The organism is Psychrilyobacter piezotolerans (assembly GCF_003391055.1).
Lineage (GTDB): Bacteria > Fusobacteriota > Fusobacteriia > Fusobacteriales > Fusobacteriaceae > Psychrilyobacter > Psychrilyobacter piezotolerans.
In genome coordinates this window covers 23,463-48,349 of record NZ_QUAJ01000007.1, presented here as the reverse complement: position 1 = coordinate 48,349, position 24,887 = coordinate 23,463, and the positions used below count along the sequence as shown (strand labels likewise).

The window sequence follows — 24,887 nt, the reverse complement described above, 5'->3', positions numbered from 1 at the left end:
TAAATCAATATTAGGGTATCTTAGGAGGAATATATGTTTTTAGAGGATGTTAAGATCATAGAAAATATACAAATAGCAGATAACTACTATTTAATGAGGGTAGAAGGGGATAAAATACCTGAACATTCTAAACCAGGACAATTTTTCATGCTCCAGTGTCAAGACCGTTCAAGAGTTTTAAGGAGGCCGATAAGTTTACACAATGTAGACGGTAATATTTTGGAATTTTACTATGAGTCTCTGGGAAAGGGGACTGAAGAATTCACCAAATTACCCATAGGCGAAACTATAAATATCCAAGGGCCATTAGGAAATGGATACGATACAGATCTTGAGGGGAAAAATATAGTAGTAATCGGCGGGGGAATGGGAATGGCTCCCATCAAGTACCTCATTAAAAATTTGAAAGATAACAACAAGGTGACGTTTATAGGTGGAGGAAGAAATGCCGGAGCTGTAAAAATCATAGAAAAATTTAATTTTGAAAATATAAAGATAGAGGTAGCCACTGATGACGGCAGCGTGGGGATAAAAGGAAATACTGTAGATCTGCTAATGAAAATATTAAAAGATCAAAATATAGACATAATTTATACCTGCGGACCCCACCCTATGATGGAGGCAGTAGCAAAAGTAGCACAGGAGAATAATATAAGGTGTCAAATATCTTTAGAAGAGAGAATGGCTTGCGGGATAAAAGCCTGTGTAGGGTGCTCTATACTGACAAAAAAAGGTATGAAAAAAGTTTGTTATGATGGGCCGGTATTTGAAAGTACAGATATAGTGGATTTAGATGTGATAGATCCAAATGGAGGATGTAAATAATGAGCAATAGATTAAATATAAATTTTTTAGGAAAAAAGTTAAATAATCCTATAATGACAGCATCGGGGTGTTTTGGATACGGATTGGAATATAAAGATTATTTTAACCCCAATGAATTAGGCGCTGCTGTATTAAAGGGAATTACTATGGAGCCTAGAAACGGGAATTCCGGTACCAGGATCGCCGAGACACCATCTGGAATGCTAAATTCAGTGGGATTAGAAAATCCGGGGATTGAAGAATTTAAAAAGATAATACCATCTATAAAAAAAGAACTTCATATTCCCCTGGTGGCAAATATAAATGGAAAGATCCTAGAGGAATATATAGAGATAGCCAGAGAGGTTGAACAGATAGAAGAGATAGAGATAGTAGAACTTAATATATCCTGCCCCAATGTAAAGGATGGAGGGATGGCCTTTGGAGCTAATCCAGAGATGGCAAGGTTAGTAACCCGTGAAGTAAGAAAAGTTTTAACTAAACCTATGATTGTAAAATTATCACCAAATGTTACCAATATAGTGGAGATCGCAAAAATAGTAGAGGAAGAGGGAGCAGATGGTGTAGCCCTTATCAATACTCTATTAGGAATGGCAGTGGATATAAGAAAAAGAAAACCGGTTTTAGGAAATATAATGGGCGGATTATCCGGCCCTGCTGTAAAACCAGTTGCACTGAGAATGATATACCAGGTGTCCCAGGCAGTTTCAATCCCGATCCTTGGAATGGGAGGAATATCTTCTACAGAGGATGCAATAGAATTTATTATGGTAGGAGCCAGTGCTATATCTTTAGGGACAGGAATGTTTGCTAACCCGACATTGCCAATAGAGATAAAAAAAGGACTGGAAAAATACTGTAAAGAAAATAATATAGATAATATCAGTGAGATTGTAGGAGCAGCTCATCCCGATGGAGGAGCAGCTTACAGGAATAGATTAGGAGGGAATTATGAAATTAAAAGCTAAAGACAGGTTGATAGTAGCATTAGATTATAAAACATTAGATGAGGTAAAAGATATAGTAAATGAAATTGGAGATGCCGTATCTACATATAAGGTAGGATTAGAATTATTTTTAAACACTCGTGGAGAAGCGGTAGATTACCTGCATAGTATAGATAAAAAAGTATTTTTAGATCTGAAATTTCATGATATTCCAAACACAACAACTATGGCATCGATGTTTGCAAATAAGCAAGAGGTATTTATGTTTAATGTCCATGCAGGCGGGGGGCCTACAATGATGAGATCAGTTGCAGATATGTTAAAAGAAAATAGCTCCGATTCAATAGCAATAGCAGTGACTGTATTGACATCATTCACAGAGGAAGAGGCGGCAGCCCACTTTAAAAGTGATTTAAACATCAGTGGATTAGCCAATCACTGGGCAATAGAAACTAAGGAATCAGGATTACACGGAGTAGTGTGTTCCCCATTGGAAGCCAAGAAAATAAAGGAACTTTGTGGAGAAAACTTCTACACAATCTGCCCGGGAGTAAGACCATTATGGGCAGCTTCAAATGACCAAAAGAGAATCATGACTCCTAAAATAGCTGTTGAAAATGGGGCTGATTTCTTGGTGGTAGGCAGACCAATAACTAAATCAGAAAATCCTGTCCATGCAGCTAAATTAATTTTAGAAGAAATAGAGGCAGGGTTAAAAATAATTAACAGTTAATCAAAAAAGTCAGATTTTAGTCTGCATTAAAAGGGAGAATTGGGAGGCAGAACTTTGTTAATAAAAAACGCTAGAATAAGTACTATAGACAATGAATACGAGATAAAAGATATCTATATAAAAGATGGAAAGATAGCTGAAATAACTTCTGATATCGATACTTTGGATATAATTAAAGGGACATTTTTATCCTCAGATGAAATTATAAAAAAATTAGAAATTATAGATTTAAAAGGAGAGAAATATCTCATCCCGGGAATCATAGATGCCCATGTGCATATGAGAGATCCAGGGCTGACTCATAAAGAAGACCTGTATACAGGATCTAGAGCGTGTGCCAAAGGCGGGATTACTACTTTTATAGATATGCCGAATACAGTACCCACCACTACAAATCCCCGTGCACTCCAAGAAAAAAAAGACCTGGCTTCCGTTAAATCACTGGTAAACTATGGATTTCATTTTGGCGGTACAAGTACAGACAACAGTGATATTATTCCCGGTGAAGGGATAGCTTCTACCAAGGTATTTATGAATATATCCACAGGAAAGATGTTGGTAGAAAAAGATGAGGTTTTAAAAAATATATTTCTAAAATCAAAGATGGTTTCAGTCCACGCTGAAGGTGAGATGGTAGAAAAAGCTATCACCTATAATGAAAAATATGGAAAAAAACTTTACCTGTGTCATATTTCCAATAAAAAAGAGTTGGATATTATCAGAAAAAGCAGGTTGAAAGCGGAAAAAAAAATCTATACCGAAGTAACCCCCCACCATCTTTTTCTTAACGAAAATGATATAAAGGGAAAAAACGAAATGTTACTGCGAATGAAACCGGAATTAAAAACAACCCATGATGTAGAAGCTCTATGGGAAGCTGTAAATGACGGTACTATCGATACCATCGGTACTGACCATGCACCTCATCTGCTTTCAGAGAAACTGGAAAAGGTAACATTTGGAATTCCGGGAGTTGAAAACTCATTACCATTGATGTTAGATGCTGTATCTAAAGGTAAAATTACTTTATCTAAACTGATACAGCTCATGTCTAAAAATCCCAGTAAAATATTTGGTATAAAAGACAGGGGAGAGATCAAAGAGGGTTACTATGGAGATCTTGTAGTAGTGGATCTAAATAAAAAGTTTATCTTAGAGAATAAAACTACCCTGTCAAAATGCGGATGGACTCCATTTGATGGATATACAGGCTACGGTAAGATTGAGACTACGATAGTTAATGGAAAAATAGTATATAATAAAAACCAAATAATTGAGAATACAGGGAGTGAGATTGAATATGAATAACGCCAAAAGAGTAGCTAGAGCACTATTGAAAGTAGAAGCAGTAAGATTAAATGTAGCACAACCATTTACCTTTGTATCAGGGATAAAATCTCCGATATATTGTGACAATAGAAAAGTTATTGGTTTTCCAAAGGAAAGAACAGATATAGTAAATGCTTTTGTAGAAGCATTAAAAGATAAAGATTTTGATATCTTAGCAGGAACTGCAACAGCGGGAATTCCATGGGCAGCATTTATCGCGGAAAAGATGAATAAACCAATGGCTTATATCAGATCTAAACCAAAAGCACATGGAGCAGGGAAACAGATAGAGGGAGCAGATGTAGAGGGGAAAAAAATAATCGTAATTGAAGATCTTATCTCCACTGGCGGAAGCTGTATATCAGCACTTGAGGCTGCAAGGAGAGAAGGAGCTAAAGATGTAGAAGTTATGGCAATATTCTCATATGAATTTAAAAAGGCATATGATAGATTTGAAGAAGCTAACTGTAAATGGGAAACACTCTCTGGATTTCCTGATTTGATAGAATTAGCAGTTGAAGAAAATTATCTATCACCTGAAGATGCAGAAGAAGCCAGCCAATGGAATAAATCCCCAAATACCTGGAAAAAATAATTTTTTAATGTTTGACCCTATAATTAAAATTATAGGGTCTTTTATATTTATGGAGAATTATTTAATTGAAATTGAGTGTAATACCAATTTTAATTAATATAATTCGTGGTATAAATTCATAAAATCTGGATCATCGGATTATCAGACCTATAATTTTAACTATAGGACTTTTTTTCTGTTGTGCAAAAAAAAATTAAACTTTCATGACCTCTAACACCAGTAAAATCAGCATTTTTCATCAAATATTCGATTTAAAGGCTTGGTAAAATAAAAGATGAGTGTTTATACCCTTAAACTTCTTAAAATCAAAATAAGGGCGTCTTATTTTTTTAACCCTTTTTTAAGATATGTCCGATTAATAAAAATATTGAATAGATATTTGGAAGGAATTATTCTAGCTATATAATTCAGCTTCTGACCTAGAAAAATCCATGAAAAAACTTTGTATTTCCGCTTTTTATAATGGAACATTCGTTTTTTTATAAACAACGAAAAGGTTTTACCCCTTTATTTACAAGGATCTATTTCGAAAGTTCCAAAATAAACATTTTGGAACTTTCATTGAAATATGATGAATTTTAGGGTATTATATAGTGAATGAAAATTTTAAGGTAAAAAAATAAAAATAATAAAATTTATAGGAGAAATTTATGGATATAGGTCAATTGGATGCTCTGAGGAAAAAACTTGAAGAAAATAAAGATGATGTGGTAATCAGTATCTTACTGGAAGATAAGATAAAGGAACTTGAAAAACAGCTGAAAAAAGGGAAAAAGAAAAGATCTGTAAATAGGGAAATTAAATATTTGACCAATAAAGAATTTGACAAATTAATGTTATCTTTTGAAGAAGCTGAAAAATTATTTTTCCTGGATAAAAAGAAACAAAAGTTTAAATTTTTTAAAAGAGATAAATTAATTTTTCTCCTTGCTTACGAATGCGGACTGAGAGCAAGTGAAATTTCTAACTTAAAGAAGGAGGATTTTCATGAGAACAGCAAGGAATTATTTTGCAGAAGGTTGAAGGGGAGTAGGAATAATACCATCCGTTTAACCAGAGATACAAGCAGATTATTAAGTGAGTATATCGGTTATGAAAACAATTCAAATCATATATTTTTAAGTAGAAAATCGACACCTTTAAGCCGCCAGCATCTCACGAGGTTATGTAAAAAATATTTTGATTTGGCAGATATACCAAAAGAAAAACAACACTTTCATACCTTAAAACATACAGCAGGGGTTCATTTAGCTGATTGCGGATTAGATATAAAGGAAGTCCAGTACATTTTAGGCCACAGAAATGTAGAAAACACCATGATTTATTTCGATTTCACATCTAAACAACAAGAAGTTTTATATGGTAAATTAGGGAGAGATTAAGCGGTGTTCGGAATAAAAATTATCTCGAATAATTTAGAAAGAAAGGTATAAAAAAAAGGAGATAAAAATCTCCTTTTTTATTTTTTTAGTTCATCTTGTCGTTTAATTTTTTTCCAGCTTTAAACTTAACAGCTTTCTTTGCAGGAATAGTGATCTCTTCACCAGTTTTAGGATTTCTTCCTTTTCTTTCAGCTCTTGCAACTACTTCAAATTTTCCCCATCCGATAAAGTTAACTTCATCGCCGTTTAATAATACTTCCTCAACAGTTGTCATGAATGTATCTAATTTTCTTTCAGCCTCTGCCTTAGATTCAAAATTTCCTCTCTCTGCAAATAATGCTACGAATTCTTTTTTAGTCATTTTAATACCTCCCATTTTTTATCCCTTATAAAACAAGGGCTTCAATGCTTCTATCAATTTATACCATATTTAATAAATGATTTCAACTTTTTTATCTATTTATTATTTTATTTATTACTAATAAAATAGTGAAATTTAGTTTAATATTGTTTGTTTTTTTAAAAAAATAGTATGAAAATTTCGAAATCGGTGGTATATACTATAATATAAAACACAATATTTAGTGAAATATATATAATAAAAACTATATAATGGGGTGAAATTATTTTGAATGAGATTAAGTGGTTAGGAGAAGAAAATATTTTAGGTCAGGATATTTGGAGAAAAAAATATAAATATAATGATGAAACTTTTAAAGAGTGGTTGGACAGAATTTCCAATGATGATCCTTTATTGAAGGAAGCTATAGTTAATAAAGAATTTATTTTTGCAGGCAGAATATTAGCTAATAGAGGGCTGCATAAGTTAGGGAGAAAGATAACTTATTCAAACTGTTATGTATTAACTCCTCCAGAAGACAATTTAGAGTCGATATTTGAAACAGCTAAAAAATTGGCTCGTACTTTTTCCTACGGTGGTGGATGTGGGATCGATATATCCAATCTGAGACCCAGGGGAACTACAGTTAATAATTCGGCTATGGAAACCACAGGCTCAGTTTCTTTTATGGATCTATATAACCTTACTACTGAGATCATAGGACAAAATGGAAGAAGGGGGGCACTAATGCTGTCCCTTTCCATAGATCACCCGGATATTTGTGATTTTATAAAGATAAAGGGAGATCTTTCAAAAGTCCAGAAAGCCAATATCTCTGTCCGAATGACCGATGAATTTATGGAGAAAGTGAAAAAAGATGAATTATTTACATTAAAATTTGAAGTTTTGGATACAGATCAGGTTGTGGAAAAAGAAGTTAGAGCTAAAGAGTTATTCAAAGAATTAGCACGTCAAAATTGGAATTATGCTGAACCAGGGATGTTATTTTGGGATAGAATATCCAACTGGAATCTTCTCAGTGAAGATGAAAATTTTGAATTTGCAGGAACCAATCCCTGTGCAGAAGAACCTCTTCCTGCTGGTGGAAGCTGTTTATTGGGTTCACTGATTCTTCCTAGTTTTCTAAATGAAAGAAAAGATGAATTTGATTTTGAAAGATTAAAAAAAGCTGTAAGGATAGGAGTAAGAGCGCTCAATAATGTTTTAGATGAAGGTTTACCCTTACATCCATTAGAAGAGCAAAGGGAGTCTGTAGCCGACTGGAGGCAGATAGGATTAGGAATTTTAGGAGTAGGAGACCTGCTTATCCACCTGGATCTCAGATATGGTTCTCCTGAATCTATAGAATTTTGTGATACTCTGGGGAAAATTATTATTATTGAAGCCCTCAAAGAGAGTGCCCTCCTTGCGAAAGAAAGTGGAAGTTATCCTAAATTTGATTTAGAAACAATTTTAAAGTCACCATTTTTAATTGAAAACTCCGATGAAGAAGTTATGGAATTGATTAAAAAATATGGATTAAGAAATTCCCAGCTGCTTACCATAGCTCCTACAGGATCTATCGGCACTATGCTGCAAATAAGTACCGGGATTGAACCTAACTTTGCTTTTTCCTATACAAGAAAGACAGAGAGTCTGCATGGGGAAGATGTATTTTATGAAGTTTTTGCTCCCATTGCCAGGAGATATATGGAAAGGTATGATATCCAAAATGTAGAAGATCTCCCTGAATCCTTTATAACAGCTCAAAATTTAGACCCTGTTGAAAGACTGGAGATGCAGGCTGCCTGGCAGAACAGAATAGATGCCAGTATCTCTTCTACTGTAAATCTGATAAATAAAACTACCACAGAAGAGGTTGAAAATATATATCTAAAAGCCTGGGAATTAGGACTAAAAGGAGTTACTGTCTACAGGTCTGGATGTGCCCGGGAAGGAATCCTCACATTGGAGGATGAGGCGGCAGAGGAAACCGCAAAACTATCCAGGGGAGAGTTGAAAAGGATAGCTGAAGATACGATATATTACCCTAAAAATTTACGAATTGGCTGTGGAAAATTAAAGGTGATGATTGGATATTCTCCAAGTGAAAACAAGATCCAGGATCTGTATGTAATAAGGAGCGGATCTGGAGGTTGTGAAAAAAACATTCAAGCTGTAGCCATATTTATGTCAGGGATGCTGAGGTTAGGAGGAAATTTATTTATGCTGGAAAAATCCATTGAAGGTATCAGCGGCTGTCCTGCTTTTGCCGGGGGAAATGCTGTAGGAAGAAAACTATCTAAGGGTGATACCTGTCCACTTGCGATCCTGAATATATTAAAGGAATTTGAAGATGAGATGGGGTTAAAAGATTATGAAGCAGCACAGGTTTTTATAAAGCAGAAAGAAGAGAAGTTCAATGAAGAAGTTGATGAACTACACAGGCATGAGGCAATCTGCCCTGAATGTGGGGAAAAATTGGAGATCTCTGGAGGATGTTATTCCTGCAGAGCTTGTGGATATTCAAAATGTGATTAATTTTTGATTAAGTTGAAAACCTCCTGCTTTTATAGTATGATATAAAAAAACAACGTGACGCTGCATTCAGTTAACAAAAATAGTAGGAGGTTTTTATGAAAATTTTAGTTATAAATGGTCCCAATATAAATATGCTGGGAATCAGGGAAAAAAAAATATATGGAAATCTGTCATATCCTAAATTAATAGAGATGATAGAAGAAAAATCTAAAGAATTAAAGATACAAATTGAGTGTTTTCAAAATAATATTGAGGGTGAAATAATAAATAAAATTCAAAGTGCATATGCTGAATATGATGGTATTATAATCAATCCCGCAGCATATACTCACTATAGTATTGCCATCCTGGATGCAATTAAATCCGTTTCAATCCCGACAATAGAAGTTCACCTCAGTAATATTCATTCTAGAGAAGAATTCAGACATCGGTCTGTTACAGCTTCTGCCTGTATAGGTCAGATATCTGGATTTGGTCCTTATGGGTACCTTATGGCACTAGACTATTTTAAAGAGATGGGAGTCATTAATGAATAAATTTATAATCAAGGCAGATATTATCTTTATAGTTTTATTTATTGGATTTCTTTCATTTTTTACATTCTTCAAGATAAAAAATAACTATAGTCTCTCATCCTTATCCAGTACAAATAAGAATCTTACCTTAGTTAGAAGGTCTATCGATGAATTTTATAGCACTTATGAGAGATACCCCAGTGAAAATGAGATAAGGGGGCGCGATGAAGATAGAAAGTTCTTCTCTATTTTAGCCGATAATACTGGCAGTGGTTTTAATCTTTTAAAAAACTTCAAATTTCCAGTCACTCCTAAATACACAAAAGAAGTAGATGGGGTATCTGTAGAGATAGAAACAAGTAACAACATTAAAATTTGTAATAGATTAGAAAATTTAGGCTTAGCTAATGAATTCTATACCTCAAATGGAGGATGGATATATTCACCTAAAAACGGGGAGTTCAGAGCAAATCTTCAAGATGGTCAGGCTAGAGATAGAAAGACCGCTTCCAGCAGACCCAAGTGGGGTAACGAAATAGATTGGTATTATAAATAGGAGGGCAGCCCTCCTATTTATATATCTTTAAAATCTTCTTTTTTAAACCGTCGGGAACTATATAGTTCTCGCCGGAAATATTTTTTATAGCAATAAATGGTTTATTTTTATAATTTTTTTTAATCCTATCCTTTCCTTCCAGTTCCTCCTCTATATCATTTGTGAACTCCACAATTTCTCCTATGTTTTCATGGATCAATTGTTTCAGATATTTATTGTCACGCCTGCTTTTTATCTTACTCTCATAATCTCTCCACAGATGCTCATCTTTATCATACACAGCTACATATGGTATTTTATATTCATTCAATAACCTTATAAATTGAGGAATACTGCTCTTACTTCCGCACTCAACAATGGAGTACTCATACTTATACACTCCTAATTTTTTTGCTAAAAAAGGTATGATAATCTTATCGGTCTGTCCCTCTACTAAGATCACTTTCTTGGCAAAGAAAAGCTCTCCCCTGTCAGGATTCATCCAATAGTTCATATTAAAATTTTTTATCTCGTCTCCTTTAAATAGATCCCCCTTATGCTGCATCACGTGGGTTCCATCATCATTTTTTCTAACTAAACATATAGATTTATAATTATTTAACTCTATAAATGAACTAGAATGAGTAGTCACATAGATCTGCCCGCCATATCTGGCAATATTTGTCATAACAGAATGCAGTTCCCTTTCAGCCTGTGGATGAAGGTAAAGTTCAGGCTCCTCATACATGATAATCGTATTTCCCAATAGATTATACCGGGTACTCTTAGTCACGCTGGCTATTCTCCTCATCATCCTGAACATTACTTCTCTCTGAAGACCTCTGCTGGCATACCTTTCCTCCAGATACTGCATCTCTAAATCTAACTTATCTATTAATTTTTCTACATAAACAAGTTTATTGTTATTAGTTAAGACCAATATAATTTTTTCATATATATCTAGGATAGTCTTATTGGACGAAGCAGAAAATGAGGGAATAAATATTATCTCTATATTTTCCCTTATATAATATTCTAAGTGTTCTGACAAAGGGTGAAATTCATTGTTATTTTTATAAAAATATTGTTTTTTGTCCGCTGAAAGAACTTTTTTTATGACAATTTCATCTTCTGTATTTTTAATATCCTTAAAAACATTTAATTCCTTCAATCGCAGGCTGTCAAAGGTGATAATAAGCTCTGTAGGAATATTCATACGATAACTATGTTTATTTTTAAATATAATCTTGTCAAAAAATAGGAGTATCGCAGATAAAATATTTGATTTACCGTGATTACTCTGCCCTATAAATAATAAGAAGTTTTCAAACTCTATATGAGTTTCATCTATAGATTTCCAGTTTTTAATTGTTAAGTTTTTAATATGCATCTTTCTCCTCCTATCATTATTTAAACCTATTACTAGTATACCTAATGTTTCCTTGAAATGCCAGAAATACTAAATTTTAAAAGGTTTTAAAAGATTCCTTCAGTATATAAAAAGAAACTATAATACTACTAGGAGGTAGAAATATGAAGATAGGCATCATAGGTTTAGGCAAGATGGGGGGGAAGATTGCCCTGAGATTGTTAAAATACAATCATGAAGTTTTTGTATACGGACACCATCGTGATAAGATTGATCTTATGGTAGAACATGGAGGAGTGGGATTCAATCATATGGATGATTTGATTGAGGAACTGAATACCCATGAAACCCCTGTAGTTTGGGTTATGATTCCATCTGGGGATATTACAAACAATGTGTTGATAGAACTTGGGGAAAAATTAAAAAAAGGGTCTATAGTCATAGATGGGGGGAACTCCAACTATAAAGAGAGTGTCAATACCGCAGCTTTATTGAAAGAAAGATCTATAAATCTATTGGATATAGGCACCAGTGGAGGACTTTGGGGATTTGAAAACGGATATTGTTTGATGGCTGGAGGAGAGAGAGAATCCTTTGATATAGTAACACCAGTCTTAAAAGATCTAAGTGCTCCAGGGGGATATGAATATATGGGTAGGAGCGGCAGCGGTCACTTTGTAAAGATGATACACAACGGTATAGAATATGGGATGATGCAGGCCTATGCTGAAGGGTTTGAAATATTAAAATCCAAGGGAGAGTTCCATATAAATCTTGATAAGGTTGCCAACGTATGGCAGCACGGAAGTATTATCGAATCTTTCTTACTAAATCTAACTAAAGATATGTTTAAAGATGATCCTGATCTAAGCAGGGTCAAAGGCTGGGTGGAAGATTCAGGAGAGGGCCGATGGACGGTATTAGAAGCTTTGGAAAACAATGTTTCTGCACCTGTCATTACCCTATCCCTCATGCAGAGATTCCGTTCCAGAAAAAAAGAGACTTTTACTGATAAAGTTTTGGCAAGTCTTAGAAATGAGTTCGGTGGACATAGTATAAAGGAGAAGTAGGAGGAATAGGATGGATTTAGAGATGAAAACATTATGTGAACCAGATGGTATTGAGGTAAATACCCAGCCCTTTGTTTTAATTATCTTTGGAGGAGGAGGAGATCTAAGCCAGAAAAAACTATTGCCATCCCTCTATAACCTCTTTAAGTTAAATAAATTAAATAATGACTCCTATATTCTCTCCTACGGTAAGAAGGAGAGAACACAGGATCAGTATAGGGAACTGGTAAAAACTTCCATTGAGAACAGTTTTCAAGGGGAAAAAGTTAGGATCGAGGATAGTTTTTTAGAAAAATTTAGTTATCTCAGTGGAGATTCTGAAAAGTTAGAGGAGATCGATGAGATAAATAAATACATTTGTAACTTTGAGGGTATCAAAAAATATCAAATAATATTTTATCTGGCAACTCCTCCAAATTTAGCAAAGAACATCTTAAACCTAATTCAAAAATTAGAACTGTGTGATAAACATTTTGTAAAGAAGATTGTCATGGAGAAACCTTTTGGGGTAGATACAGAATCTGCGGCAAAGCTAAATAAAAATCTCAATGAAATATTTAAAGAGGAAGAAATATACAGGATAGATCACTATCTGGGGAAGGAAACCGTTCAAAATATCTTATTTTTCAGATTTGGAAACAGTATCTTTGAACCTCTATGGAATAGAAGTTTTATAGATCATATTCAAATTACAGCAGCGGAAAATATTGGGATAGAATCTCGTGGAAATTTTTATGAAAAAGCCGGTGTATTAAAAGACATCATCCAAAACCATATGATGCAGCTTATAGCTCTGGTAGCTATGGAACCTCCGGCTAACTTTGAGGCTGACTGTATAAGGGATGAAAAAGTAAAGATATTTAAAAGTATTTCTAATATGACCGATGAATATATGTCAGAAAACTTGGTTTTAGGCCAGTATGGAACCGGTAAAATAAACGGTGAAAATGTTGCGGGATATCGAGATGAAAAAAATGTGAACAGTGATTCAAATACCGGGACTTTTTTCTCCGGTAAATTTCATGTGGATAACTGGCGGTGGGCAGGAGTTCCATTTTATGTAAGGGCAGGAAAAAGATTGAATCAAAAATTAACTGAAATAGTTATAACTTTTAAAATACCACCATTAAAATTATTTGGGAATGCCTGCAGAGATATGCTGGCCAACGAGCTTGTTTTTTCTATCCAGCCTGAAGAAAAGATATCCCTATCAATAAACATGAAATATCCAGGAATGGAAAACTATCCCCATCCAGTAGAGATGAACTTCAATTATTCTAAATTAGACACCATATCTCTTACTGCCTATGAAAGGCTGCTGGTTGACTGCATAAAAGGAGATTTAACATTATTTTCAAGGCAGGATGGTATAGAAGAGATGTGGAGAGTATTGGATCCTATAGTAGCTTATTTCAATAAAATAAATTTTAAATTCCCAAATTATTCTGCTGGATCTTGGGGACCTGAAAAAAGTAAATTACTACTTGAAAAAGATGATCGGAAGTGGAGAATATGATGCCTATAAAAATATTTGAATCTGAGAGATCCATGGCTATAGGCGCTATAGATATAATTAAGTCTGAATTACAGAAAAAAGAAAAGTTATCCATAGCTTTTTCCGGTGGGAAAACTCCCGTCAGATTCTTTCAATTGCTGGCTGCAGAAGATATAAACTGGAAAAATATAAATATTTTTTTAGTGGATGAACGGTGGGTGCCATTAGATCATCTGGATAGTAACTATTGTCTAATTAATATGTTTTTGTTAAAACATATTACTATTCCCAATGAAAATATCCACCATATAGATTACTCCCCATCTATAGAGAGATCCAGGAAAGAGTACGAAGATGAGCTTTTAAAATATTTTAAAGGGAATATCATATTTGATCTAATATTTTTAGGAGTGGGAAATGATGGACATACTGCATCTATCTTTGAGGAAAATGAAGCCGGTTTACTAGAGGATGTTATTGTGACATCTAGCAGGAGTCACCCATATAGGAGGATCTCCCTGGGGATGAATGTAATTAATATGGCTGAAAGAAAAATATTTTTATTGGGGCCTGAAAAAATATCCATTATAGAGTCGACTATTTCTAAAAACCTGCCTGTATCTAAGGTAGTAGATCCAGAATTTTTATCTTATATAAAATAAATAAAAACAGCAGGAGAGCAGTTATATAAATGCTTTCCTGCTGTTTTTAATCACAGACTCAATATTGTATTTAAAGCAAAATAAACGACAATTCCAACTATCACAGCTCTCTTGTCTGTTCCTCCGATGGACTTCATTTCTTTTACCGTCTCTTCACTAGAAACAGGCCTGCTTTCTATAATAGTTTTTGATTTTAAGTATCTCCTGTATACAAGATTATGAAGCAGCCCTCCTGAAAGTAATCCGATAAACAGTGATGCTCCTCCTATCATTTCAGCTAGATTTGGCATATATTTACTTGCGAGACCTCCCAGCATATGAACCAATAAAAAATAAGATATCCCCTCAAGATAGCATTTTCTATACAGTAAATACAGCCAATTCCCTATAAATGCCCACCAGGACCATTTCCATGAAAATCCTCCTGAAAGATCCCCCTTTTCAAATGAATCCTTATACCAATCTAAAGTTTTTTTCGTTTTTTCCAAACTTTCTTTCTCGCCAATATAGGCACTTATTAATCGATCTCTGTCCACTGTCCTTCCTCCTTATGCCGTTGATATCTGGCTGTCTTTAGTTCTTTTATATATTCTGTTTTTTTAGGCATATCTGTAGCACTTGCATCAGCTATAGATTTTTCTACATCATAGGGAACTCTCACTAAGGATGTCAGTATAGGTGATGATATCTCCGACTGATAATGCCCTTCTATTATAGCATAAGATGCTTGAGGAATCTCCAATGGATTTCCTACACTACCTACATTAAATAAACTTTTCCCTTTAAAGTTATCTATAAAAGCTCCATGAATATCTCCATATCCCACTATATCCGAAGGTTTTTTTAAATCACTGGGAGATTCAAATAATTTCATTTTTTCATCCAAAGTATTGGTAATATATGTTCTATGAAAAAGATCTTTGGGTGAGGCATGGAATAATCTTACTAATTTACCACTGATATAAAATTCTAAATACAGAGGAAGATTTTTCATATACTCCAGCCTTTCTTTTCCTAATTTATTTTGATGCCATTTTAACTCCTTAGAAATATGTTCTTTAGTAACATAATAATCCCAGTTTCCTTTGACTACCCATTCACAATTTTCTCTAACAGTATCAACTACACTTGCCGAACTGGGGCCTTTACCTATAAGATCTCCTAAACAAAATATTCTTTCTATTCCCCTATTTTTTATATCTTCCAGTACCGCTGAAAGAGCGGGAAGATTTCCATGGATATCTGAAATAATGGCTATTTTTTCCATTTTTTCCCACCTCCTACTATGCTTATACAAAAAAAACTGCAATTACCTGCAGTTTTTTACTTAATCATCTATTATTTTTTTTCTCCGAATAATTCATCCCTGTTATTGTCTAAAAATTCCTCTAATTTTAAAATCCTTCTTTTGGATGCATTGTGCTTATGAAATTTATAGAGGAAATCATTTACAACATCTTCCCTGGTTGACAAAGAAAAATCTGAAAAAATTCCCCTTAAAACATCGCTTCTTTTTAAAAATTTGAGGTTTTTCTCTTTTTTTATATTTGTTAAATGTCTTTCAAAGCTAAAAGGCAATTCTTTTTGAAAACGTCTAAAATAATGATAGACAATGTTGTCATTAAAATCTTCAAAGTTATTTTTATTAATTTCTTGCACTAAATCTATTACTTTTTCCCATTTCTCAGTCATAATATCCCCCTTGTTGGTGTATAATATAAAACCTGCTACTATTTATATACCTCAGTTTTAATGATTTATCAAGGAATTAATTTAGAAAAAAACCACCTATTAGTGAATTTAAATAGATGGTTTATATATTTAGTTTACTTTTAACTTGGTTATTTTAATTATGGAAAAAACCATAACACTCATACTTACCCATTGAAACGGGGATAAGACACTTCCGTTGAAGAGGTAGTCGAATAAGATACTTGAGATGGGAAATGAAAGTTCACAAATGGTAGCTACATTTGCTTTTACATGCCGCAGTCCGTAATAATATATAAATGCTGCTCCACTTCCGCTGGTTAATCCAATTATTATAAAGATCTGCCAGTTAAGAGTGGTTATTTTTGAAAACTCAACTAAATTATCGCTTAAAACATTTACAACTGCAAGAATCAGTGTTGTGAGTCCATATCTAAAAAACAGCGTCTGTTTATGTGTAATTGTAGACACCATTCTTTTCCCGAAGACAGTGGAACTTCCAAATGCAAATGCTGCAACTATGGCATACATTGATGCTTCCAGCATATTCTGATGGTCAACAGAAAACGGATTACTAAATTCAAAAGTTAAAAAATAGCCGGCAAATAAAGCTAATACAGCCCATACAACAAATTTTCTTGCTATCTTCTCTTTGAGAATAAACCTGGCTAAAACAATTGCAAATACCGGCTGTAATTTCTGCAGGAGTGTTACTATTGTTAGATGCTGAAAATTCAATAAAAACAGTGCTTTTACTATGGACAATGTCCCTATTACTCCTCCAAAGAGTGCTACTAAAGTCATAAATATATAGTCATACTTAGTAAACTTTTTTAAAACTCTATACTCCTTATAAAATATAAAGTTCATCCCTATAAAGGGCAGCAGATGAAGCATAAACACCACAAATTTCGTATCAAGATTATACAGGCGTGGTGTAAGAACTATCCCATCTAACCCCCATAAAGTAGCAGCTAAAACTATTGCCAGCCCGCCTATTTTAGTCTTTCTTTCTTCCATTTTCCCTTCCTCCTAATAAAAAAGCAACGTGACGTTGCATCCAGATAAACACAATTCAGATTTTATAATTTTTTATTTTTTCAATAAATTTTATAATCTCCTAAACAATAAAAAATACCCCAAGTAAACTTAGGGCATTAAAATTTAGGATATTTATTCCAATTTTTTAAATAACTTCTATCATCCAGACTCTACTGTCGGTATCAGAATTCCACTGATTCGGCCTAAGCTCGCGGACTATCACCGCCGGTAGGGAATCACACCCTGCCCCGAAGTTTTATACAACTTATAATTGATTATAAACTATATCAATTTACTCTGTCAATTTTATTTATTGTAATAAGTCATGGCTTCAGGAAGATATTTCCCTATATCCTCTATCCTATGCTCATGAGATGGATGGGTGCTCAAAAATTCATTCCCTCCATCACTGCTAAGTTTTGCCATTCTTTTCCAAAATTCTATGGCTTCTTTAGGGTCATATCCTGCCATAGCCATAAAAATCAACCCTAATCTGTCTGCCTCTAATTCATGCTTCCTGGAATAACTTAAGATCCCCAGATTAGTCCCTACTCCATAAGCCTGGAGTGCCAAATCACTTGAAATAGAAGTTTGTACATTGGACAAACCTAAATTTAGAAGATTAGCACCTGTTTGTACCGCTATTTGATGACTCAATCTTTCAGAGCCGTGTCTGGCTACTGCATGGGCCACCTCATGCCCCATAACTACTGCTAACCCCAGCTCATCTTTTGTTACAGGCAGAATCCCGGTATAAAAAGCTACCTTTCCTCCTGGCATACACCAGGCATTTATATCTTTTCCATCTACCAGGTTAAATTTCCAATCATATCCCTCAAGGAGGTCCTCCTGCCCCTTTTCTTTAAAGTATAACTCTACAGCCACAGAGATATTTTTACCAACTTTTTTTACTAATTCCGAATTTTTATTGTTTAAAGGCGGATTTTCCTTTAAAAATTCCTCATACTGCTTCTCACTGGATACAATGATGTCACTTTCATTCACCAGCATTAATTGATTTCTTTCTGTAACTGGTACATTACTGCAAGATATAATAAATATTAAACTAAATAATAATACTAATTTTTTCATTTTCTTCCTCCCTAGTTGTCTTTTTTTTGATCATCTATCAAATAAGTTCACAAACAGATCTAAATTTCCATAGAAATGGATGTGGGGATATCCTGCGATAATCTTATCCTTCTCATAGCCGCACGACCATCTTCTTCCATTTTTTTTCTTCAGTTCAAAATATAGGTTTTCCTCATCTATATCATAGATATCCGAATAATGAAATTCATGGCATCTGCCGATTATTCCATCTTTACTCTCGTAGTCCACATATCCAAACCTTCCGATATTAAGCCGCGGTTTCATCTCTACCTTTATATCTAACAGTCCGCACATATGATCAAAATTCCCATCCAGCTGCTCTATCCCCTTTGTAAGGTACATGAACCCCCCACACTCAGCATAGACAGGGATCTCCTTGGAAGCTTTTCTTATATCTTCCATCATAGAGCTATTCCCGTATAATTTTTTAGCAAATATCTCCGGGTATCCTCCTCCTAAATATATATAATCCAGATTAGGAGGCAGATGAAAATCATTTACAGGAGAAAATTCCACTATCTCCATCCCTGTATATTCCATAAGTTTTAAGTTTTCGGAATAGTAAAATGAAAATGCCCTGTCCTTTGCTACTCCTACCCTCTTCCCTTTAAACCTGTCTTTCAGATATTCCGCTGGATTTTTAAGTTCAACCGCCTCATTTCCATCCTCTGCAATCTCTAATATCTTATCTAAATCTATATATTTTCTTGCCATATCCTTTAATATCTCGATCTTTTCATTTAAATCCTCTATTTCACTGGCCTGCTGCAGCCCAAGATGACGCTCACCTATAGATACCCTGTCATCCTTCGGGAAATATCCCACACACGGGATTTTGGTGTATCTCTCTATCCCTTCTTTCAAAAGGTTATATAATCCTTCACTTCCGACATTATTTAATATAACCCCTCTTATCTTTACCCTGGGGTCTAAATTTTTAAATCCCAGCACTGTAGCTGCTATACTTGTGGAACTACCCTTTCCACTGACTACCAGTATTACAGGAATATCCAGAATACGGGACAGATGAGCACTGCTGTAGTTATCCAGTTCATGGTTCAATCCGTCATAGAGGCCCATAACCCCCTCTACTATACTGATATTTTTAGTATTTTTAGAGAATATATATTTTACTGCATCCTCACCCATCATAAAAAGATCCAAGTTGTTGGACGGATTTTTAGTTACAAATTCATGAAACTTTGGATCGATATAATCGGGCCCTGCCTTAAATGGTGATACCCCTTCTAAAGCACCCATTATAGCTGTACTAATTGTTGTTTTTCCTGCTCCGCTGGATGTCCCTGCAATAAGTATTTTTTTCATTTTTCCCCCTATTTTGGAAGGATATATATCCCTCTAATCTTAATACTAAAATTATACAATTCCTTGGAAATTTTTGCAAAGATTAATAAAAAAAATGACTTTTACCTCCTACTCCATGTTTTCTCTCGGCTATCGCTAGTTACCACAAATAAATCAATAGAACGCGGATTATATCTGATCATAGCTCTGGTTATCGCTGATCTAAAACCTTCCTCTGTCACGGATTACACGAAGAATATACAAGTATTAAATTTTCTTATAATTAGAAAAAAATTTAAATGTATAAAACTCTTACAGCTATAGCACGAAGTCTTCTTATTTTTCCTTAGGTTTTAAACTGAAGTTTATAGTCGTTCCGCTTCAGCAGTATTGTTCCTACAATGACGATCGTGACTTACTCTACTAAGACAACATATAAACTTCCGGCTCTTTTTGGATACTTATTTCTAGCTGTTGAGAAAAAGTATCTCGCTCCTTTAGGAGTGAAACATGTTTTCATGAACCCTGTTAATGGCGGAACCCTAAAAAGGAAGAGGGTATTTAGAATCTTATTTTTGTCTAAACTTCCTACTTACAAATAAAAAAACCTCCCTAATTAATAGAGGATCCTCTGTTAATTAGGGAGGTTAAGTTAATTTAACCTAATTTCCCAATAAAATAATTTTTATCTTAATTTACTTCTTTAAATAATAATTATAAAGAGTTCTTACTATTTGTCCGGTTCCACCGTGGGTATAATAACCATATGGTGCATCTGTAGATGATGTCCCTGCAATATCAAGGTGCATCCAAGGAGTCTCCCCTACAAATTCCTCTATAAACATTCCTGCTGTGATACTTCCGCCAAATCTTCCCCCTGTATTTTTAAGGTCTGCTATCTTAGATTTATAAAGTTCCTTGTATTCAGGGAAGTTAGGTAATCTCCAAACTCTTTCACCTGCTATTTCAGATGCTTCCTCTAAGTGTTTATACATCTCATCGTTATTTGCCAGTACACCTGTTGTAGTCATTCCCAGAGCCACCAGTACCGCTCCTGTAAGGGTAGCTACATCTATTACTTCCTTTACGTTTTCATGATTGATGATATAGTGCACAGCATCGATAAGAGTCAATCTTCCTTCAGCGTCTGTGTTATCAACTTCTATAGTTTTTCCCCCCATAGACCCAATAATATCTCCAGGTCTATAAGCATTTCCACCAATTGAATTTTCACACGCAGCGATTACAGTTACTATATTTTTCTTTACTTTCATCCTGGAAAGAGCGCACATAGCTCCTATTACAGTGGCAGCTCCCCCCATATCTGTTTTCATATTAGCCATTCCTGCACTGGGCTTTAATGATAATCCACCTGTATCATATGTCAAACCTTTTCCTACTAATCCATGGATCTCTGTAGGATTAGATGGATCTCCCAGATGTCTCATAATTATAAACTTAGGTCTTTTCTCAGCAGCCCTGGCTACCGATAAAAATGCTTCCATCTTTAATTCTAATATCTTATCTTCATCAAATATTTCTACTTCAAACTCATACTTTTCCCCTAATACTTTAACCTCGTGAGCTAAACTTTCAGGGAAAATAACATTTGCAGGCTCATTTACCAGGTCTCTGGTTAAAATTACAGATTCCGCTAAAACAGTTCCCTCACAGATATCCGTTGTATCTTCCTCTACAAAAATATCAAAACTGCACTCTTTCTTCTCTTTTTTATCTGTTTTATATTTATTGAAATCATATTTAGCATAGTGGGCAGCTTCTACTACCTGGGTAACTTCTACACCATGAGTTCCTATTAAGATTTCTCCATCCAGATCTTTGAGAGCCTTATGGAAGGCATCTATAACATCATAGGTCTTTAATTTTTCTCTTTTCCCAAGACCTATATAAGTTATGTTAACTAATTTTCCCTTATGCATCAATTCACAGCTAATAGATGTATTCTTTTTACCTGTAAATTCTTTTTTCTCAATCAATTTTTCTAAAATTATCCTTTCTTCGATTGTTAATTTATCATAGACCTTTACTTCCCCTTCAAATTTTGGCATAACATACGCATCATAGATCTTATTAAAATCCTTTACTAATTTAATATTCATAATTCCCCCAATTTTAATCGTTTTATTTTATCTTTGTCTATTCTTAGTATAGTATATCTAAACTATATAAGCAAGTATAATTGTAATGATTATAAAAAAAGCTCCAGTATTAAAACTGGAGTTTTTTCTTTAATTACTATTAATTTTTTCCTCCACAGCTTTTTTCAGTTCCAATGCTCTTTTAGGGTTTCCTTCATCTGTTGAAATAGCTACCTGGAAATCTTCCCCTCTATGAACAGCACAAAATCTTGCATTGAGATCTTCCTTAGTTGTTATATTATTGACTAAGGTATTCTCTGAGTCTCCTAATTCATAGATTTCCTTATTCAATTCTTTATTGTCTGTAGCCCCTACGACTAAAAATCTCCCATGGATATCGCTGTTCCTGAATTTTCTAGGAGTTAATTTAATACTTTTTTCTTCTACCAATTCATAAAACTTTTCATCCCTGATCTCTGGTGTGATAACCTCTATTCGGGCTCCGTAGCTAAGGAGGGTTTTTACCTTTCTATAGGCTATCTTTCCCCCACCTACTACCAGGATATCTTTTTTTTCTAAATCTACAAAGATTGGAAAATATTTTTTCATTCTGACTCCTTATTTTTTTTATTAGGAAATTTCTTTTTGCCACCAATCTACACCAATAACTAAAAATCAGTAACAAATAACGGCTCACTAAAACTCTTGACGCAGACTAAATTCTGACATTTAAATACAGACTAAAATCTGATTTTTGTCACGAATTACACGAATCATTATAAGTTAAACAGTTTGAATTCTGAGTTTTAAATTATAAATATATCTGTGATTATCTTTATTTTATCCGTGTGTGCATAAGCATCAGCGTTCTATTCCTTTTTTAAGTTATTGGTTAACTTATCGGGTAAGCACAAGGCATTATCCTTATGAATTATTATAATTACTTTGAAATTTCTATAAATGCCTTCTCCATTGCAGATAAAGTTTCATTTAAGATCTCTTCATTATGAGTTGCACCCATAAAGTGTGCTTCAAATTTAGATGGTGGAACTACTACTCCATTTTCTAACATAGCATTAAAGTATTTAGAATATTTAGTGGTGTCACTGGCCATTACATCTTCCAATGTTTCTACTTTTTTCTTGTCTGTAAAGAATATAGTGAATAAAGACCCTGCCTTGTTAACACACACTGGTACGTTATATTTTTCAGATAACTTATATATACCCTCAACAATGTAATCTACTTTAGCTTCTAAATCTGTATATAGAGATGGAGTATTTTTTAATATGCTTAGAGTTTCAAATCCAGCCGTTACCGATATAGGGTTCCCCGATAGTGTTCCTGCATGATATACATCTCCTACAGGTGCAATCATATCCATTATTTCTCTCTTTCCACCAAATGCTCCGACCGGGTATCCCCCTCCAATTATCTTTCCTAAGGTAGTTAGATCAGGAGTAATTCCATAGTGCTCCTGTGCTCCCCCGGCTGCGATTCTGAATCCGCTTATAACTTCATCAAATATTAAAAGTGTATTATGCTCTGTACATAATTTTCTTAATCCTTCCAAATATTCCTTTTTAGTTTCGATAAGTCCCATATTAGCAGGAATTGGCTCTACTATGATACAGGCTATCTCTTCTTTTTCCATCAATTTTTCAACTTTTTCTAAATTTCCAAATGGCAGAGTCAATGTATCTTTTAATACACCTTCTGTAAGACCATTACTATCCTGGTAACCTTCAGTTAACAATCCCGATCCTGCTGCTACCAATAATGAATCTGAGTGACCGTGGTAACACCCTTCAAATTTTAATATCTTATTTTTCTTTGTATATGCCCGGGCTACCCTTACTGCTGCCATTGTAGCTTCTGTTCCTGATGTAGTTAATCTTACTTTTTCAATGGAAGGAACCATGGATATGATCAGTTCAGCTAACTCCACTTCTTTTTTAGTAGGCAGTCCAAATGAACAACCATCTAAGACAGCGGCTTGAACTGCTTTTATTACCCTCTCATCATTGTGTCCTAAGATCATAGGCCCCCATGACTGGATAAAATCTATATATTTATTTCCATCTTCATCCATAAGATGAGCTTTATTTGCTGATTTTACAAAGATAGGAAACTCTTTTTCCACCGATTTAAATGCTCTGACTGGGCTGTTTACTCCTCCAGGAATTATATTTACCGCTTTTTCAAATATATCTTTAGAATTTTTATAGTTCATCTCTCTCTCCTTGTATAATGAAATAGGGCTATATATGCACTATTTCTAGTTTATTTTGATTTCTACTTATCTTCTTTTATCCATCTGGCTATGTCTTTTGCAAAATACGTAATAATTATATTGGCTCCTGCCCTTTTCATGGCATATGTTTTTTCCATAACTATATTTTTTTCATCTATCCAGCCGTTCAATGCCCCTGCTTTTATCATTGCATATTCCCCGCTGACACTGTATGCAGCCACTGGAACTTCAAATGTATCTCTTATTTTTCTGATTACATCCAGATATGACAGGGCAGGTTTTACTATTACTATGTCTGCTCCCTCCTCTATATCCGATCTGGCTTCAGAGACTGCATCTATACTAAACCTATAATCCATTTGATATTGTTTTCTGTCTCCATGTGCAGGAGCTGAATCTGCAGCTTCTCTAAATGGCCCGTAAAATGATGATGCATATTTTACACTGTAACTCATAATAGCCAGTTCATTGAATCCATTTTCATCTAAGATATCTCTTATTGCCTTTATTCTGCCGTCCATCATGTCTGAAGGTGCTACAATATCTGCTCCAGCCTTAGCATGGGATAAGGCTATTTTTGCTATATATTCGATGGTAGTATCGTTGATAACCCCTGATTCATCTATGATACCACAGTGCCCGTGAGAAGTATACTCACACATACAAACGTCGGTTATAACTACCATATCAGGTGAATGTCTCTTTATCTGCCTGACTCCTTCCTGTACAATACCGGTATCGTTATATGCTTCTTTTCCAAAAGGGTCTTTTTCCAAAGGGATACCGAATAATAACACCGAGTTAACTCCTAATTCATTCAATGTATCCAGCTCTGCATCCAGCATATCCAATGACAGTCTGTATTGTCCGGGCATAGAAGAGATTTCAGTTCTTATACCTGTTCCTTCCTCTAAAAATAATGGATAAACCAGGTCATCTGCACTTATATATACATCTCTTACTAACTTTCTTATACCAGCTGATTTTCTTAAGTTTCTGTGTCTTTTAAACATATCCCTTCTCCTTT

At 34.4% G+C, this 24,887-nt stretch carries 24 protein-coding genes and 1 riboswitch; of the genes, 12 read left to right on the top strand and 12 right to left on the bottom strand.

What is annotated here, in order from left to right:
• The first annotated feature begins 33 nt into the window (after nucleotides 1-33).
• The 6 genes from DYH56_RS05430 (at nucleotide 34) to DYH56_RS05405 (ending at nucleotide 5,811) form a co-directional block, all read left to right on the top strand.
• Nucleotides 34-825 (top strand): dihydroorotate dehydrogenase electron transfer subunit, encoded by a 792-nt coding sequence (locus DYH56_RS05430; protein WP_114641852.1) that lies wholly within the window; start codon nucleotides 34-36, stop codon nucleotides 823-825.
• On the top strand, nucleotides 825-1,793 hold the full coding sequence (locus DYH56_RS05425) for a dihydroorotate dehydrogenase (RefSeq protein WP_114641851.1): 969 nt from the start codon (nucleotides 825-827) through the stop codon (nucleotides 1,791-1,793). Before DYH56_RS05430 ends, DYH56_RS05425 begins: the two co-directional genes overlap by 1 nt.
• Nucleotides 1,777-2,505, top strand: a complete 729-nt coding sequence (pyrF, locus tag DYH56_RS05420) for an orotidine-5'-phosphate decarboxylase (protein WP_114641850.1) — start codon at nucleotides 1,777-1,779, stop codon at nucleotides 2,503-2,505. Before DYH56_RS05425 ends, pyrF begins: the two co-directional genes overlap by 17 nt.
• A 54-nt stretch (nucleotides 2,506-2,559) precedes the next feature.
• On the top strand, nucleotides 2,560-3,813 hold the full coding sequence (locus tag DYH56_RS05415) for a dihydroorotase (protein WP_114641849.1): 1,254 nt from the start codon (nucleotides 2,560-2,562) through the stop codon (nucleotides 3,811-3,813).
• Nucleotides 3,806-4,429, top strand: a complete 624-nt coding sequence (gene pyrE / locus DYH56_RS05410; protein WP_114641848.1) for an orotate phosphoribosyltransferase — start codon at nucleotides 3,806-3,808, stop codon at nucleotides 4,427-4,429. The genes DYH56_RS05415 and pyrE overlap by 8 nt, the downstream gene beginning before the upstream one ends.
• 650 nt (nucleotides 4,430-5,079) lie before the next feature.
• Nucleotides 5,080-5,811 carry a tyrosine-type recombinase/integrase gene (locus DYH56_RS05405; protein WP_114641847.1) on the top strand — a complete coding sequence of 244 codons (732 nt, stop codon included), beginning with the start codon at nucleotides 5,080-5,082 and terminating at the stop codon, nucleotides 5,809-5,811.
• 85 nt (nucleotides 5,812-5,896) lie between these two features.
• Here DYH56_RS05405 and DYH56_RS05400 read toward each other — a convergent pair whose 3' ends face one another.
• A complete protein-coding gene (locus DYH56_RS05400; protein ID WP_028857317.1) occupies nucleotides 5,897-6,172 on the bottom strand; it encodes an HU family DNA-binding protein in 276 nt (91 codons plus the stop codon).
• Between the two features lie 267 nt (nucleotides 6,173-6,439).
• Here DYH56_RS05400 and DYH56_RS05395 point away from each other — a divergent pair, with 267 nt between their 5' ends.
• The 3 genes from DYH56_RS05395 to DYH56_RS05385 all read left to right on the top strand — a co-directional run bounded on the left by DYH56_RS05395 (nucleotide 6,440) and on the right by DYH56_RS05385 (nucleotide 9,763).
• Nucleotides 6,440-8,692 (top strand): adenosylcobalamin-dependent ribonucleoside-diphosphate reductase, encoded by a 2,253-nt coding sequence (locus tag DYH56_RS05395; protein WP_114641846.1) that lies wholly within the window; start codon nucleotides 6,440-6,442, stop codon nucleotides 8,690-8,692.
• Between the two features lie 95 nt (nucleotides 8,693-8,787).
• The gene (gene aroQ / locus DYH56_RS05390; protein WP_114641845.1) at nucleotides 8,788-9,228 is read left to right on the top strand and encodes a type II 3-dehydroquinate dehydratase; all 441 of its coding nucleotides are present in this window, start codon (nucleotides 8,788-8,790) and stop codon (nucleotides 9,226-9,228) included.
• Entirely contained in the window at nucleotides 9,221-9,763 is a 543-nt protein-coding gene (locus DYH56_RS05385) for a hypothetical protein (RefSeq protein WP_114641844.1), read from the top strand. Before aroQ ends, DYH56_RS05385 begins: the two co-directional genes overlap by 8 nt.
• Nucleotides 9,764-9,776: 13 nt before the next feature.
• Here DYH56_RS05385 and DYH56_RS05380 read toward each other — a convergent pair whose 3' ends face one another.
• A complete protein-coding gene (locus DYH56_RS05380; RefSeq protein WP_114641843.1) occupies nucleotides 9,777-11,132 on the bottom strand; it encodes an ATP-dependent nuclease in 1,356 nt (451 codons plus the stop codon).
• Nucleotides 11,133-11,275: 143 nt separating this feature from the next.
• On the opposite strand from DYH56_RS05380, the gene gnd reads away from it, so the two are divergent.
• Genes gnd through pgl form a run of 3 tightly spaced genes read left to right on the top strand, consistent with a single transcriptional unit; the run spans nucleotide 11,276 to nucleotide 14,338 of the window.
• A complete protein-coding gene (gene gnd, locus DYH56_RS05375; protein ID WP_114641842.1) occupies nucleotides 11,276-12,181 on the top strand; it encodes a phosphogluconate dehydrogenase (NAD(+)-dependent, decarboxylating) in 906 nt (301 codons plus the stop codon).
• A gap of 10 nt (nucleotides 12,182-12,191) precedes the next feature.
• Entirely contained in the window at nucleotides 12,192-13,697 is a 1,506-nt protein-coding gene (zwf, locus tag DYH56_RS05370; RefSeq protein WP_114641841.1) for a glucose-6-phosphate dehydrogenase, read from the top strand.
• Nucleotides 13,694-14,338 (top strand): 6-phosphogluconolactonase, encoded by a 645-nt coding sequence (gene pgl, locus DYH56_RS05365; protein WP_114641840.1) that lies wholly within the window; start codon nucleotides 13,694-13,696, stop codon nucleotides 14,336-14,338. Before zwf ends, pgl begins: the two co-directional genes overlap by 4 nt.
• A 50-nt stretch (nucleotides 14,339-14,388) precedes the next feature.
• On the opposite strand, the gene DYH56_RS05360 is transcribed toward pgl, so the two are convergent.
• From DYH56_RS05360 to hemB, 10 genes are all read right to left on the bottom strand, one after another.
• Nucleotides 14,389-14,874 carry a DUF2628 domain-containing protein gene (locus DYH56_RS05360; RefSeq protein WP_114641839.1) on the bottom strand — a complete coding sequence of 162 codons (486 nt, stop codon included), beginning with the start codon at nucleotides 14,872-14,874 and terminating at the stop codon, nucleotides 14,389-14,391.
• The gene (locus tag DYH56_RS05355) at nucleotides 14,856-15,605 is read right to left on the bottom strand and encodes a metallophosphoesterase family protein (RefSeq protein WP_114641838.1); all 750 of its coding nucleotides are present in this window, start codon (nucleotides 15,603-15,605) and stop codon (nucleotides 14,856-14,858) included. Before DYH56_RS05355 ends, DYH56_RS05360 begins: the two co-directional genes overlap by 19 nt.
• A gap of 71 nt (nucleotides 15,606-15,676) precedes the next feature.
• Nucleotides 15,677-16,030 carry a hypothetical protein gene (locus tag DYH56_RS05350; protein WP_114641837.1) on the bottom strand — a complete coding sequence of 118 codons (354 nt, stop codon included), beginning with the start codon at nucleotides 16,028-16,030 and terminating at the stop codon, nucleotides 15,677-15,679.
• Nucleotides 16,031-16,159: 129 nt separating this feature from the next.
• Nucleotides 16,160-17,068, bottom strand: coding sequence for a DMT family transporter (locus DYH56_RS05345; protein WP_114641836.1), 909 nt, complete (start codon nucleotides 17,066-17,068; stop codon nucleotides 16,160-16,162).
• Nucleotides 17,069-17,236: 168 nt separating this feature from the next.
• Nucleotides 17,237-17,349, bottom strand: a riboswitch (FMN riboswitch).
• A gap of 46 nt (nucleotides 17,350-17,395) precedes the next feature.
• Nucleotides 17,396-18,181 carry a M48 family metallopeptidase gene (locus tag DYH56_RS05340; protein ID WP_114641835.1) on the bottom strand — a complete coding sequence of 262 codons (786 nt, stop codon included), beginning with the start codon at nucleotides 18,179-18,181 and terminating at the stop codon, nucleotides 17,396-17,398.
• 30 nt (nucleotides 18,182-18,211) lie between these two features.
• The gene (locus DYH56_RS05335; RefSeq protein ID WP_114641834.1) at nucleotides 18,212-19,528 is read right to left on the bottom strand and encodes a cobyrinic acid a,c-diamide synthase CobB; all 1,317 of its coding nucleotides are present in this window, start codon (nucleotides 19,526-19,528) and stop codon (nucleotides 18,212-18,214) included.
• Nucleotides 19,529-20,202: 674 nt separating this feature from the next.
• A complete protein-coding gene (locus DYH56_RS05330; RefSeq protein ID WP_114641833.1) occupies nucleotides 20,203-21,627 on the bottom strand; it encodes a leucyl aminopeptidase in 1,425 nt (474 codons plus the stop codon).
• A gap of 129 nt (nucleotides 21,628-21,756) precedes the next feature.
• Entirely contained in the window at nucleotides 21,757-22,215 is a 459-nt protein-coding gene (locus DYH56_RS05325) for a precorrin-2 dehydrogenase/sirohydrochlorin ferrochelatase family protein (protein WP_114641832.1), read from the bottom strand.
• A 331-nt stretch (nucleotides 22,216-22,546) separates the two neighbouring features.
• Complete coding sequence (hemL, locus tag DYH56_RS05320) at nucleotides 22,547-23,839, bottom strand: glutamate-1-semialdehyde 2,1-aminomutase (protein ID WP_114641831.1); 1,293 nt, start codon at nucleotides 23,837-23,839, stop codon at nucleotides 22,547-22,549.
• A 62-nt stretch (nucleotides 23,840-23,901) separates the two neighbouring features.
• Nucleotides 23,902-24,873, bottom strand: a complete 972-nt coding sequence (gene hemB / locus DYH56_RS05315; protein ID WP_114641830.1) for a porphobilinogen synthase — start codon at nucleotides 24,871-24,873, stop codon at nucleotides 23,902-23,904.
• Between the last annotated feature and the right edge of the window lie 14 nt (nucleotides 24,874-24,887).